The organism is Massilia sp. R2A-15 (assembly GCF_030704305.1).
Taxonomy (GTDB): domain Bacteria; phylum Pseudomonadota; class Gammaproteobacteria; order Burkholderiales; family Burkholderiaceae_D; genus JAFCUW01.
The window spans coordinates 455,961-468,935 of record NZ_CP131935.1 but is presented as its reverse complement, the minus strand read 5'-3'; the positions used below and the strand labels follow the sequence as shown (position 1 = coordinate 468,935).

Annotated in this window: 13 protein-coding genes and 1 tRNA gene; 8 read left to right on the top strand and 6 right to left on the bottom strand. The window is 61.8% G+C overall.

Features of this window, described 5'->3' with window-relative positions; genetic code table 11:
* Positions 1 to 12 precede the first annotated feature (12 nt).
* From rsxB to Q4S45_RS02180, 3 genes are all read left to right on the top strand, one after another.
* Positions 13 to 678 carry an electron transport complex subunit RsxB gene (gene rsxB, locus Q4S45_RS02190; protein WP_305508726.1) on the top strand — a complete coding sequence of 222 codons (666 nt, stop codon included), beginning with the start codon at positions 13 to 15 and terminating at the stop codon, positions 676 to 678.
* Positions 675 to 1,322: an endonuclease III gene (gene nth, locus Q4S45_RS02185; RefSeq protein WP_305508724.1), complete on the top strand. Its 648-nt coding sequence runs from the start codon at positions 675 to 677 to the stop codon at positions 1,320 to 1,322. Before rsxB ends, nth begins: the two co-directional genes overlap by 4 nt.
* Before the next feature lie 61 nt (positions 1,323 to 1,383).
* Positions 1,384 to 4,329 (top strand): EAL domain-containing protein, encoded by a 2,946-nt coding sequence (locus Q4S45_RS02180; RefSeq protein WP_305508722.1) that lies wholly within the window; start codon positions 1,384 to 1,386, stop codon positions 4,327 to 4,329.
* Positions 4,330 to 4,416: 87 nt separating this feature from the next.
* On the opposite strand, the gene proB is transcribed toward Q4S45_RS02180, so the two are convergent.
* The 5 genes from proB to rplU form a co-directional block, all read right to left on the bottom strand.
* Positions 4,417 to 5,535: a glutamate 5-kinase gene (gene proB / locus Q4S45_RS02175; protein WP_305508720.1), complete on the bottom strand. Its 1,119-nt coding sequence runs from the start codon at positions 5,533 to 5,535 to the stop codon at positions 4,417 to 4,419.
* Positions 5,536 to 5,547: 12 nt separating this feature from the next.
* Positions 5,548 to 5,943: a DUF4345 family protein gene (locus tag Q4S45_RS02170; RefSeq protein ID WP_305508718.1), complete on the bottom strand. Its 396-nt coding sequence runs from the start codon at positions 5,941 to 5,943 to the stop codon at positions 5,548 to 5,550.
* A 1-nt stretch (position 5,944) separates the two neighbouring features.
* Entirely contained in the window at positions 5,945 to 7,060 is a 1,116-nt protein-coding gene (obgE, locus tag Q4S45_RS02165; RefSeq protein ID WP_305508716.1) for a GTPase ObgE, read from the bottom strand.
* 101 nt (positions 7,061 to 7,161) lie between these two features.
* On the bottom strand, positions 7,162 to 7,434 hold the full coding sequence (gene rpmA / locus Q4S45_RS02160; protein WP_305508714.1) for a 50S ribosomal protein L27: 273 nt from the start codon (positions 7,432 to 7,434) through the stop codon (positions 7,162 to 7,164).
* Between the two features lie 40 nt (positions 7,435 to 7,474).
* Positions 7,475 to 7,786, bottom strand: a complete 312-nt coding sequence (gene rplU / locus Q4S45_RS02155; protein ID WP_305508712.1) for a 50S ribosomal protein L21 — start codon at positions 7,784 to 7,786, stop codon at positions 7,475 to 7,477.
* 255 nt (positions 7,787 to 8,041) lie between these two features.
* On the opposite strand from rplU, the gene ispB reads away from it, so the two are divergent.
* Together ispB and Q4S45_RS02145 are read left to right on the top strand one after the other, a co-directional pair.
* Positions 8,042 to 9,031 carry an octaprenyl diphosphate synthase gene (ispB, locus tag Q4S45_RS02150; protein WP_305508710.1) on the top strand — a complete coding sequence of 330 codons (990 nt, stop codon included), beginning with the start codon at positions 8,042 to 8,044 and terminating at the stop codon, positions 9,029 to 9,031.
* Positions 9,032 to 9,069: 38 nt separating this feature from the next.
* A tRNA-Pro gene (locus tag Q4S45_RS02145) sits at positions 9,070 to 9,146 on the top strand.
* 7 nt (positions 9,147 to 9,153) lie between these two features.
* Here the strand turns inward: Q4S45_RS02145 and Q4S45_RS02140 are convergent.
* Positions 9,154 to 10,386: a DUF6161 domain-containing protein gene (locus Q4S45_RS02140; protein WP_305508708.1), complete on the bottom strand. Its 1,233-nt coding sequence runs from the start codon at positions 10,384 to 10,386 to the stop codon at positions 9,154 to 9,156.
* Positions 10,387 to 10,586: 200 nt separating this feature from the next.
* Here Q4S45_RS02140 and Q4S45_RS02135 point away from each other — a divergent pair, with 200 nt between their 5' ends.
* From Q4S45_RS02135 to Q4S45_RS02125, 3 genes are all read left to right on the top strand, one after another.
* The gene (locus Q4S45_RS02135) at positions 10,587 to 10,976 is read left to right on the top strand and encodes an ASCH domain-containing protein (RefSeq protein ID WP_305508706.1); all 390 of its coding nucleotides are present in this window, start codon (positions 10,587 to 10,589) and stop codon (positions 10,974 to 10,976) included.
* Positions 10,969 to 11,661, top strand: coding sequence for a penicillin-insensitive murein endopeptidase (locus Q4S45_RS02130; RefSeq protein ID WP_305508702.1), 693 nt, complete (start codon positions 10,969 to 10,971; stop codon positions 11,659 to 11,661). Before Q4S45_RS02135 ends, Q4S45_RS02130 begins: the two co-directional genes overlap by 8 nt.
* A 136-nt stretch (positions 11,662 to 11,797) precedes the next feature.
* Positions 11,798 to 12,934: an IS481 family transposase gene (locus Q4S45_RS02125; protein WP_305507920.1), complete on the top strand. Its 1,137-nt coding sequence runs from the start codon at positions 11,798 to 11,800 to the stop codon at positions 12,932 to 12,934.
* The last annotated feature ends 41 nt before the right edge of the window (positions 12,935 to 12,975 follow it).

Here is a 12,975-nt window from a genome sequence, read left to right as displayed (position 1 = left end):
TCTCCGAACGCCGTGACCAAGACCCTCGCCGACCAGATCGAAGACGTGCTGCCGCAAACGCAGTGCACCAAGTGCGGCTATCCCGCATGCCGGCCTTACGCCGAAGCGATCGCCAATGGCGAAGCCGAGATCAACCAGTGCCCGCCCGGCGGCCTCGAAGGCGTGCGCCGCATCGCCGCCATCACCGGCCGCGCGGTCATCCCGATCAATCCCGTCAACGGCTTCGAGCGCCCGCGCCCGGTCGCCTTCATCGACGAGAACCTGTGCATCGGCTGCACCCTGTGCATCCAGGCCTGCCCGGTCGACGCCATCGTCGGCGCCTCCAAGCAGATGCACACTATCATCCCGAGCCTGTGCACCGGCTGCGACCTGTGCGTGGCGCCCTGCCCGGTCGACTGCATCGTGATGTACCCGGTCACCGACGACCTCACCGGCTGGGACGCCTGGACGCAGGAGCAGGCCGACGCCGCGCGCGAGCGCCACGACTTGCGCACCGCGCGCCTGCAGCGCGAACGCGAGGAAAACGATGCGCGCCTGGCCGCCAAGGCGGTGGCCAAGATGCGCGAAGTGACGGCCGAAGCGACCAACACCCCTGAGCAGCTGGCCGAGAAGGAACGCAAGCGCGCCATCATCGCCGCCGCGATCGAACGCGCCCGCCAGAAGGCCGCCAAAGAATGAACCCCGCCAAACGACTCGAAATCTTCACGCGCTTTCGCCAGGCCAATCCGCACCCGACCACCGAACTCGAATACACCACGCCATTCGAACTGCTGATCGCCGTGCTGCTGTCGGCCCAGTCCACCGACGTCGGCGTCAACAAGGCAACCCGCAAGCTCTACCCGGTGGCCAACACGCCGGCCAAAATGCTGGCGCTGGGCCTGGACGAACTGAAGACCTACATCTCTACCATCGGCCTGTACAACACCAAGGCGAAGAACGTGCTGGCCACCTGCCAGATCCTGGTCGATCAGTACGGCGGCGAAGTGCCGCATTCGCGCGAAGCGCTCGAGTCGCTGCCGGGCGTCGGCCGCAAGACCGCCAATGTGGTGCTCAACACTGCCTTCGGCGAGCCGACCATGGCGGTCGACACCCACATCTTCCGCGTATCGAACCGCACCAAAATTGCGCCAGGCAAGAACGTCGATATCGTCGAACAGAAGCTGCTCAAGTTCGTGCCGAAGGAATTCCTGCACGACGCCCATCACTGGCTGATCCTGCACGGCCGCTACACTTGCCTCGCGCGCAAGCCGCTGTGCTGGAACTGCCTGATCGCCGATTTGTGCGAATACAATCAGAAGACCCCGGCCCCTGACGGGGTCTAGCCGGCGAACTCCCCCGCCCGCCGCGTGTCTTACTTCAGTGGGCGCTACAGGACGCGGCAACATGAAGCCAGTCGAACCGGACGACACGATTTCGGCAGAGTTGGAACGGGCCTGCGCGCAGGAGCCGATTCACCTGCTTGGGACAGTGCAGCCGCACGGTTTCCTCATCTCGGTCGATCTCGCCAGCGGCCTCATCCATCAGGTCTCCTCCGGCATCGCGCGCCACTGGCCCGGCCTGGCGCGCGCCGAAGCGCTGGCCGGCGAACCGGTGTTCGACTGGGTCGAACGCCGCGCGCCGCGCGCATCGATGGCGCTGGCCGACCTTCCCGATGGGCAGCCGATGGCGCTGCCGTGGCGCGCGCGCTTCGAACGCACCTCGCCCGACCAGTCGCCGGGCGATCCGGCCGACTGGGAATGCCTGGGCCACCGCTCTGGCGAGCTGGCGATCCTCGAATGGCTCCCGCAAGCCACCTGCGCCGACCAGCTGCAAAAACAGAATCACCATTATTCCGACATCGCCGCCGTCATCGCGCGCTTGCGCCAGGCCGACCACATCGACGGTTTCCTCGACGAATGCGCCAGCGTGGTGCAGCACTTCGCCGACTTCGACCGCGTGATGGTGTACCGCTTCCTCGCCGACGGCTGCGGCGAAGTGGTCGCCGAACGCACGGCGCCGCAGCTGGCGCAAAAGTTCATCGGCATGCGTTTTCCCGCTTCCGACATCCCGGCGCAGGCGCGCGCGCTGTACCTCAGCAACCGCCTGCGCGTGCTGGCCGACGTCGAAGCCGTGCCGGACACCCTGGTGCCGCTGGCGCCACCGTCGGACGCGCCGCTCGACCAGAGCCACTGCATGCTGCGCGGCCTGTCGCCGGTGCACCTGTCCTACCTGCGCAACATGGGCGTGCGCGCGACGCTGACGATGTCGATCGTCATGGACGGCAAGCTGTGGGGCCTGATCGCCTGCCACCACAACACGCCGAAGGTGCCGCCCTACCAGATCCGCGAGGGCCTGCGCCAGGTGTGCGAGCTGACGGCCGAAGTGACCAACATGCGCATCGAAACGCTGTCGCGGCTGGAAGCGGTCGCCGGGCGCCTCGCGCTGAACAACATGCTCGGCCAGCTGCACCAGGCGCTGCTGCTGGGCGACGACATCGAGGCCGTGCTGCGCGAGTGGCTGCCCGAACTGCTCAAGGCGTTCAAGGCCGACACCCTGGGCGTGCAGATCGGCAGCCTCGCCTACGTCGGCGGCCCGGGCCGGCGCCCCTGCCCTGCCCAGCGCGCCGCGACCGAGGTGCTCACGCTGATCGACCCGGCCCTGCGCGCGCCGGGCGCGCTGATGTGGGACGACCTGCTCGCGTCGCCCAGCCGCGCGCTCGCCTGCCTGCCTGGCGCGGCCGGCATGCTGCTGGCGCATCGATTCGAAGAGAACATGATCTTCTGCTTCGTGACGCGGCCCGAGGTGGTGCAGCAGGTGCGCTGGGCGGGCGAGCCGCTCAAGAACCTGGCCGCGCTCCCGGACGGCCAGGTGCGCCTGGAGCCACGCCGCTCGTTCGCCGAATGGCAGCAATCGGTCAAAGGCCGCAGCGCGCCGTGGGAAGCGGTGGAAGCCGAAGCGCTGCAAAAGCTGCTGCAGATTCTCAGCGAAGTCAACACGCTGCGTATCAACCGCACGCTGCACGAAAAGCTGCACTGGCGCGCGCACCACGACCAGCTGACCGGCCTGTTCAACCGCCGCACGATGGAAGAAGAAGTCGCGCGGCGGCTCGAGGAAGGCCAGTTCGACTGCGCGCTGATGCTGCTCGACCTCGACCACTTCAAGGAAATCAACGACGCCTACGGCCATGCGACCGGCGACCAGCTGCTGCTGCAGTTCGGGCGCCGCCTGGGCGCGGTGATCCGCGACCGCGACCTGCTGGCGCGCCTGGGCGGCGACGAATTCATGCTGCTGCTGCAGATGGACCATCCGGAGCCGGCCGGCGCGCTGAACTTCGCCGAGCGCCTGCACCAGACCGTGTCCACGGCGTTCGACATCAACGGCAAGCAGCTGCGGATGACGGCCTCGGTGGGCATCGCGATTCCGCCGATGCACGGACGCACCGTCACCGACCTGCTGCGCCGCGCCGACCTGGCGCTGTACCACGCAAAGGCCCAGGGACGCTCGCTCTCGACGGTCTTCGAGGCGTCGATGGAGACCGACCAGCTCAACACCTTTCTGCTCGAGCGCGACCTGAACGAAGCGGTGGAGCAGAACGAACTGTCGCTGGCGTTCCAGCCGAAAGTGGACCTGGCAAGCCGGCGCGTGGTCGGCATCGAGGCGCTGGTGCGCTGGGACCATCCCACGCGCGGGCGCACGCCGCCGGCCACCTTCATTCCGCTGGCCGAGCGCAGCGACCGCATCATCCAGATCGACCGCTGGGTGATGCGCAATGCGGTCCAGGCACTCGCGCGCTGGCGCGACCAGGGGCTGGCGCCGCTGCCGGTGGCGGTCAACCTGTCGATGGCCGATATCATGTCGCCTAACCTGGTCGAGTACCTGAGCGGGCTGCTCGATGAATTCGGCGTGCCCGCCCAGTCGCTCGAAGTGGAGGTGACGGAATCGTCGGTGATGCGGGAACTGGGCAAGACCAGGAGCGTGCTGGAGGAACTGAACCTGCGCGGGATCTCGACGACGATGGACGATTTCGGCACGGGGTTTTCTTCGCTGAGCTACCTGCGCACGCTGCCGCTGCAGACGATCAAGATCGACCAGTCGTTCACCTTCACCATGCTGGACGATCCGAACGCGGAAAAGCTGACGCAGGCGATCGTGGCGATGGGGCTGGCGCTGAAGATGCTGGTGGTGGCCGAGGGCGTCGAAACCGAGCAGCAGATGGAATGGCTGCTGGCGCATGGCTGCCATCTTGGGCAGGGATTCTTCTTCAGCCATCCGGTGGGGTTGGACGACATCCACGATACGATCAGGAATATCGAATCGCGGCTGGCTGCCGCCCCGCCGGCAGTGCATTGATCGCCTGTCGTTCCTGCGGAGGCAGGAACCTATACTGAGTGGGCGACTCGCTGTCAGCATAGGCTCCTGCCTGCGCAGGAGCGACAACTAGAGGAGCACCAGGTTATCGCGGTGAATCAGCTCCGGCCCTTCCATGAACCCGAGCACCTTCTCGATCTCCGACGACGGCTTGCGCATGATGCGCCGCGCCTCGCTGCTGGTGTAGTTGGACAGCCCGCGCGCCACCGCCACGCCGTCCTCGCGCACGCAGGTGATCACCGCGCCGCGGCCGAATTCGCCGGTCACCTTGATCACCCCGATCGGCAGCAGCGACTTGCCCTCGCCGGTCAGCTTCTGCACCGCGCCCGCGTCGAGCACCACCTTGCCGGCGGTGTGCAGGTGATCGGTCATCCACTGCTTGCGGGCGGTCATGCGTCCGGTGTCGGCGCTCAGTTGGGTGCCGATCGCTTCACCGGCGGCCAGCCGCGTCAGCACGTCGCTGTCGCGCCCCCAGGCGATGATGGTGTGCGCGCCGGAACGCGCGGCGCGCTTGGCCGCCAGGATCTTGGTCAGCATGCCGCCGCGCCCCAGGCTGCTGCCGGCGCCGCCGGCCATCGCTTCGAGCGCGGGATCGCCCGCCCTGCCCTCGGCGACCAGCGTGGCCGACGGATCCTTGCGCGGATCGGCAGAAAACAGGCCGTGCTGGTCGGTGAGGATCACCAGCGCATCGGCCTCGATCAGGTTGGCCACCAGCGCGCCCAGCGTGTCGTTGTCGCCGAACTTGATCTCGTCGGTGACCACCGTGTCGTTCTCGTTGATGATCGGGACCACGCCAAGGCGCAGCAAGGTGGTCAGTGTGGAACGGGCATTGAGATAGCGCTCGCGGTCGGCCAGGTCGGCATGCGTGAGCAGCACCTGCGCCGTGCCCAGCCCGTGCGCGCGAAAGCTCGATTCGTAGATTTGCGCGAGGCCCATCTGCCCGACCGCGGCGCAGGCCTGCAGTTCGTGGATGTCGGTGGGGCGCGCCTCGAAGCCCAGGCGCAGCATGCCTTCGGCGATGGCGCCGGAGCTGACCAGCACGACCTCCTTGCCGAGCGCGCGCAAGGCGGCAATCTGCGCGGCCCAGCGCGCGATGGCGGCGTGATCCAGCCCGCGGCCGTCGTTGGTGACCAGCGAGGAGCCGACCTTGATGATGATGCGGGATGCTTGTTGTATGACGGATTTCATCGGCAGCGGTTCTTATCTGATCGCGGGCCGCAGCGCCAGCAGCGCAAGGCCGCAGGCCAGTTCGATCCCGCATACGACTAATAAAAATCCCTGGGGCAGTCCGATAGCGAACGCCGCGATGAAGCGGCCGGCCGGCTGCGCCAGGACGAACAATGCAGTGACATCGCCGAGGACAGGCGGTTCGCCCTGCCTTGCCGCTAACAACGCCAGGGCCGCGGTAGCGAGCCTGGTGCCGACATAGATGGCGTAGAACTGGCTGTAGCCGTTCACGCCAACGAGAAACTCGCCCATGACGGTGGCGACGCGGTCCGGGTCCAGCATCGCGACCAGCGCCGCCAGCGAACTGGCATACGCGATCAGCTGAAGCAGCTGGCGCCGCAGCGCCGCACGCGTCATGGGTACTGCCAACTTACTCTTCTTCGAGGATCTTGAAACGCGGATCGTCCGGGTCGATCGACGCGATGCCGCGCGCTTCCTCGGTCATCTGCGTTTCCTCGGCGCGGTGTTCGCCGGCTTTCTTCTCTTCGAGGTGCTTGTAGATCGCGTTGACCAGCTCCGGGCAGCCCGAGTGGTTCAGCGCCGAAATCTCGAACACAGGACCCTTCCAGGCCATGCGCTTGACGAAATCCTTGACGATCTTCTTGCGGTCTTCTTCCGGCACCACGTCGAGCTTGTTGAGCACCAGCCAGCGCGGTTTTTCGACCAGCGACTCGTCGTACTTTTCCAGCTCCTTGACCAGCGCCTTGGCTTCCTTGACAGGATCGACGTTGGTCTCGAACGGCGCCAGGTCGACGATGTGCAGCAACAGGCCGGTGCGCTGCAGGTGACGCAGGAACTGGTGGCCGAGGCCCGCGCCTTCGGAGGCGCCTTCGATCAGGCCGGGAATGTCGGCGATGACGAAGCTCTTCTCGTGCGACACGCGCACCACGCCCAGGTTCGGGTGCAAGGTGGTGAACGGATAGTCGGCGATCTTCGGCTTGGCGTTGGACACCGCGGTGATGAAAGTCGACTTGCCGGCGTTCGGCATGCCCAGCAGGCCCACGTCGGCCAGCACCTTCAGTTCCAGGCGCAGTTCGCGGCGCTCGCCTTCCTTGCCCTCGCCCTTCTGGCGCGGGGCGCGGTTGGTGGACGACTTGAAGTGGATGTTGCCCCAGCCGCCTTCGCCGCCCTTGGCCAGCAATTCGACCTGGCCGTGCTCGGTCAGGTCGGCGATGATCTCGCCGCTGTTGTTATCGACGATCAAAGTGCCGACCGGCATGCGCAGCTCGATGTCGTCCGCGCCCTTGCCGTAGCAGTCGGCGCCGCGGCCCGGTTCGCCGTCCTTCGCCTTGTGCATCTTGGAGTAGCGGAAGTCGACCAGCGTGTTGATGTTGCGGTCGGCCACGGCCCAGATCGAGCCGCCCTTGCCGCCATCGCCGCCGTCCGGTCCGCCGAACGGGCGAAACTTTTCGCGGCAGAATGAGGCGCAGCCGTTGCCGCCGTTGCCGGCGATCACTTCGATTCTTGCTTCGTCGATAAACTTCATATTTTGTACCGCCATAAAACTAAAAAGGCTCTACCGTGGGAGAGCCTTTTTGATGGAAGGCTTGCGCCTTACAAGTGTACGCTGGAAACCAGCGTGAATGCTTAAGCTGCTACTGCTTCGTCAGCGACGACGGTAACGAATTGCTTCGAGCCGACGCCTTTGGTGACGAACTTGACCTTGCCGTCGACCAGCGCGAACAGGGTGTGGTCCTTGCCGGTGCCGACGTTTTCGCCTGCGCGCACTGGGGTGCCGCGCTGACGGATGATGATGCCGCCGGCATTGATGGTCTGGCCGCCGTAAACCTTAACGCCAAGGCGTTTTGATTCTGAATCACGGCCGTTGCGCGTTGTGCCGCCGCCTTTTTTGTGTGCCATTTAGAGCTCCTTGATGACTGGATGTACCGGGCAACGGGGATTAGCCGTTGATCGAGACGATTTGAATTTCGGTGAAGTTCTGGCGATGGCCCTGATGCTTCTGGTAGTGCTTACGACGACGCATCTTGAAAATCTTCACTTTATCGTGACGACCGTGTGCCACAACAGAAACGGTAACCGTTGCACCTTCGACCAATGGCGCACCAAACTTGATGGTGTCGCCCGCGCCTACTGCGAGAACTTGATCGATGGTGAGTTCGGAACCAATGTCTGCCGGTATCTGTTCTACTTTAAGTTTTTCGCCAGCGACAACTTTATACTGCTTGCCACCGGTTTTTATGACCGCGTACATGATTTGAAACCTCATCAAATGTTGAAAGAATGTCCCACGACGACGTCACGTCGAGCATGTGCAGAGCCGGGGGAACCTGTGATTATACATGGATCGGTTTTTCTCGTCAAAACCATTCACAAGCTGAACAGTTCGTGGTATGTGGACAACGTTACCGGACGCAAAGTGCTTTTCGTCCGCCTTCTCTAAGGATCCCCGCTGAAACGGCGGGCTTGTCGTATAATCCACGCAATCCATGTCACTAGCAGGTCAGCCTTGTCAGTCGCCCTCTCAAACGCCAAAACGAACAACATCGCCCAATCGATTGCCGCCGACGTCGAGGCTGTCAACCAGGTCATCCGCCAGCGGCTGCACTCGGAAGTAAGCCTGGTCAACCAGATTGCCGAATACATCATCAGTGCCGGCGGCAAGCGCATCCGACCGACGCTGGTGCTGCTGGTGGCGAACGCCTACGGCTACAAGGGCACCGCGCACCACGAGCTGGCGGCGGTGGTCGAGTTCATCCATACCGCCACCCTGCTGCACGATGACGTGGTCGATGAATCGTCGATGCGGCGTGGGCGCCAGACCGCCAACGCGCTGTTCGGCAATGCCGCCTCGGTGCTGGTGGGCGACTTCCTGTACTCGCGCTCGTTCCAGATGATGGTTGGCCTGAACAACATGCGCGTGATGCAGATCCTGTCGGACGCGACCAACGTGATCGCCGAAGGCGAAGTGCTGCAGCTGCTGAATATGCACGACCCGGACGTCAGCCAGGAATCGTACCTGAAAGTGATCCGCTCGAAGACGGCCAAGCTGTTCGAGGCGGCGGCGCAGCTGGGCGCGCTGATTTCCGGCGCCACCGACGCCGAGATCGACGCGGCCGGCGAATACGGCCGCTCGCTGGGCACGGCGTTCCAGCTGATCGACGACGTGCTCGACTACGCCGGCGACGCCGAGACCATCGGCAAGAACGTCGGCGACGACCTGCGCGAAGGCAAGCCTACCCTGCCGCTGATCTACCTGATGGAAAACGGCACGCCCGAGCAGCGCGAGCTGGTGCGCAACTGCATCGAGCAAGGCGACGAGCAACATTTCGAAGCGATCCTGGCGGCGATCACCACCAGCGGCGCGCTCGACTTCACGAGGCGCGAAGCCGAAGTGGCGGCGCAGCGCGCATCGAGCGCGATTGCCGGCCTGCCGGAAAGCGAGTTCAAGCAGAGCCTTTTGCAACTGTGCGTCTTCGCTGTTGACAGAAACCATTAAGCTTTTTACACTAAAAGCTCACGTCATTCTTCTACCGTCGGGGTGTGGCTCAGCCTGGTAGAGCGCTGCGTTCGGGACGCAGAGGCCGGAGGTTCGAATCCTCTCACCCCGACCATTCAATCCTACTTTCCAGCTAGTTTGGTGATCGCGTCTAGCATCGGATGGGGGATATTCTCGTCTTTGACCATTCCGTCCGACGTAGGGCGGAATAGCGCCCCCAAAATCAGACTACGATCCGTTTCTTCCTTCAGTTTGTCGTCTTCAAGAAGTGCTAGGTAGGTTTGCGTCATCACCACCCTTTCGGCCGCATCAGTACCTAAATGCGAATGGCTCAGGAACAGCCTAATCACCAACCGGATAGCCCACGCTACGAACACAACAACAATGCCTAAGGATGCAATTTGCCAAGCGGCTGGCGCCTTACCTTCAGGGACCTTAGCGAATACATCGGCCGCCCACCATGCTGAAGCGCCGCCGCCGACGGCAATCAGAAAAAACGACGCTAGTCCAAAAATTCCGCTGAACATTTCATGATATTCTTTTCGTCGAGACCAATACTCTACTGGGCCGCGAAGCGTCATCTTTTCTTTGAATACAGACTCTATTCCCGCCATACGGCTTTTGTGGCCCTCAATCAAGTCGTCGTGTTTCTGCTGATTTTGTTGGACACTTTCCGTAAACATGTGGCTGAGCGCGGTGTCCTTGGTGGCAATGGACTTCGTCAGCTCCTCGTAGCTTCTGTGCAGACCATTCAATTCCTCACGCTTTTCTGTAATCGTCTCCTCTAGTTTGGCCTTCAATTCCTCGACGCTGGCCGTCGCGGATCGAATTACGGATTTCGGAATATCGGTGATTTTTAGGCTTTCGGCGAGACCTTCGATGAACCCCCTCCAAGCCGGCAAGTCCCGCGACTCGAAGGGGTAGGATGCATTCGATGGCAACTGTGTGTAGAGATAGGCCACTGCTCTCGATGGTCCTAACTTGCGCATTTCATCGACCCGTTTACCTAGTCGCGACGAACTGTGCGGAAGTTTCCAATTCAGAAAAGCTGCGGTTAAATTCGATCGCACCTCATTTATTTTCTGCGTGAAAAATTGAGGATTGGACAATTGATGCGGTCTAGCCTCATCCAGCGAAGCCCGAGCCTGAGCGAGTTGTCGGTAACCTATCATCACAACTTCCCGGTGAGCCCCTGAGGTACTATCGAGCCAGCTCCAAAATCCGACTTCCCTGGTCACCCAAGTCGCGATCTCATCGACCGTTTTCGGCGCGAACACTCCCCCATTGGCTTCAAGATCCAACTTAAAAAGCGGCTCAACCGCGGCGACCGCAGCAGGAGAAACAATGTCAGGCATGAAAATCCTTCACGTTAAATAGTTACCGCATTGCAATAACGTTTTCGTCGACCGATACATGCTCCAGTGCATTTTTTACGTGCTTTTAATATAAGTTAAAATGAGAAAGCGGCATCGAAAAGCTCCCAACTTCAATTCACGACCATAAGGTTTGAAATTCGCGGGCGTGATGTGGACGATGTACAAGCGATCGGAATGTTATGCTAGGGCGAAAACGACTGACCTTCTGGGGCGCGGACGAGAACGACGACTCCTTGCCGCTGAGCGTGATTGAAGGCCGCAAAACCGTTACCGCCGATACGGTGGAGGCGTATTACCAACCGTACGGCGAATACGGCGACGGTAGCTATGCGCCCGGCGACATCATCGAGGTGTACGACCTGCAACAAAAGCTACGCTGCATTATTGAAGCGACCAAGGTCTACAACATCAGGTTTGGAGATATTCCGGAAGAGGTGTGGCGCGGTGAGGCGTTCTCGAGCGCGGAGGAATTTCGCGCCGTTCACATCCGCGCACTGTCGCATCTTCAATTGCATGACGATTTTGAGCTCGTGACTTTGCATTTCAGATTGGTTGAAACCGTTGAATAATTCACGCGCCCTCGCTCCATTATTGCTACTGCCGGTCTTGCTGGCGCATGCTCGCTGCGTCGCGGTCACCAGTCAATGCTACGGCCGCGTCGCCAACGGGCGAATCGAGAACAGCGTCAAGCTTCCGGCCAGCGGGCCGAATTTCACCGCCTACAGCGCCTGGGGTAGCGCCGCCGGCCGCACGCACGTCCACTCCACCACAGCCGAGATCATGCTCGCCGCGTACCGGGCGCTTGAGGCCGGATCGCCACAGGTTCGATATGTGTATGGTGAAACTGGATGGCCGGCGGGCGGGCGGTTTCGGCCGCACCAAACGCATCAGAACGGCCTGTCGGTCGACTTTTTCGTCCCGGTGCGCGACCAAACTGGGAAATCGGTCGCTCTTCCAACCGGGCTGACCACCAAGATGGGATACGCCATCGAGTTCGATGCGGATGGAAGGTACGGGGCTTATCGCATCGATTTCCCCGCTATCGCGGAACACTTGTACCAGCTGGATGTGGCAGCGAAGGCCCATCACGCGGGAATTGCGATGGTGATCTTCGATACGGCCTACCTGCCACGGCTATTCGTCACTCCGAGGGGTCAATATTTGCAGCAGCATCTAAGCTTCATGAAGGGGAAACCGTGGGTGCGCCATGACGAGCATTATCACGTGGACTTTGCCGTCCCTTGCAAGCCGTGAATCCTGCCCGTCCGGTGGCGTTCACCAAGATGGGGTCAGGTCCGTGTTTTGTAGGGAGACATGGGTAACACTTTGTCGGGGGACATAGGTAACACTTTTATCATCATCGTACTTTCCAATAAATGTGGAGCGTACGATGCCTTGGATGGAGTGTTCTCAGATGTCCTCACGGCTTGAATTTGTGCGGTTGGCCCAAGCTCACGACGCCAATATCTCAGCGCTTTGTACGGCGTTCGGCATAAGCAGGAAGACTGGCTACAAATGGCTGCAGCGCCATGAATTAGGCGGCGTCGATGGTTTGGCAAACCGTTCACGCCGTCCTTCCAACTCGCCAGGGCGAAGCAGCAGAGATGTTGAAGCGACGATCGTCGACCTGCATCGTGCGTATCCTTGCTGGGGGGCGCGTAAACTGAAGGCGCTTCTGCCAGACGGGTTTCCCGACCTTCACCACTCCACGATTGATTCCATCCTTCGGCGCAATGGCTGCGAGTTGGTCCCTTTGACCAACCCTGGCAAGCTTGCGTTGAGCAGGTTTGAACACGAAGCGCCGAACCTGCTTTGGCAAATGGACTTCAAAGGTCATTTCCCGCTCACTGACGCTGCTGCCAGACGCTGTCACCCGTTGACCGTTCTCGACGACCATTCGCGCTTTAATATCTGCCTGATCGCCTGTTCCGCAGAGTCTGGCGAGCAGGTACAGACTGCCTTGATCCAGGCATTCAGGAAGTATGGCTTACCTCAGCGGATCACCTGCGATAACGGTCCGCCGTGGGGAACTGCCGGACGCGGGACTGTGTCGGCCCTGGAGGCGTGGATGATACGACTCGGTGTTCGCGTCGGCCACAGCACGCCATACCATCCGCAAACGCAAGGCAAGGACGAGCGGTTTCACCGCACCTTAAAGCGCGAATTGTTGGAGCGCTACGGGTTCAACTCGATTGAGCTTTGCCAAGCCAGTTTTGATCGCTGGCGCGACGAGTACAACCTTATTCGGCCCCACCAAGCCTTAGGGCAATGTCCCCCCGTTTCCCGGTATTCGGTCAGCGGCCGCGCCTATCCGGAGTCATTGCCCACGATTGAGTACGAACCCGAAGACGAGGTGCGCATGGTGCGGCGCACCGGCCGGATCAAATACAACAGCGACGAACACTTTATCGGCGAGGGATTGAAAGGACAGCCCGTGGCGGTGCGTCAGTCCGCTATTGATGGAGTCATGGACGTCTTCTACTGCAGCCAGAAAATTCGCACGCTCGACCTTCGAAAAACCGCCTAAAATCGGACTTCGTGTGTAACCCATGTCCCCCGACAAAGTGT

Coding starts and splice junctions, on each gene's coding strand:
- obgE (WP_305508716.1), bottom strand. CDS start 7,060: ATGAAGTTTATCGACGAAGCAAGAATCGAAGTGATCGCCGGCAACGGC.
- rplU (WP_305508712.1), bottom strand. CDS start 7,786: ATGTACGCGGTCATAAAAACCGGTGGCAAGCAGTATAAAGTTGTCGCT.
- Q4S45_RS02180 (WP_305508722.1), top strand. CDS start 1,384: ATGAAGCCAGTCGAACCGGACGACACGATTTCGGCAGAGTTGGAACGG.
- nth (WP_305508724.1), top strand. CDS start 675: ATGAACCCCGCCAAACGACTCGAAATCTTCACGCGCTTTCGCCAGGCC.
- proB (WP_305508720.1), bottom strand. CDS start 5,535: ATGAAATCCGTCATACAACAAGCATCCCGCATCATCATCAAGGTCGGC.
- Q4S45_RS02135 (WP_305508706.1), top strand. CDS start 10,587: ATGCTAGGGCGAAAACGACTGACCTTCTGGGGCGCGGACGAGAACGAC.
- Q4S45_RS02140 (WP_305508708.1), bottom strand. CDS start 10,386: ATGCCTGACATTGTTTCTCCTGCTGCGGTCGCCGCGGTTGAGCCGCTT.
- rpmA (WP_305508714.1), bottom strand. CDS start 7,434: ATGGCACACAAAAAAGGCGGCGGCACAACGCGCAACGGCCGTGATTCA.
- Q4S45_RS02125 (WP_305507920.1), top strand. CDS start 11,798: ATGCCTTGGATGGAGTGTTCTCAGATGTCCTCACGGCTTGAATTTGTG.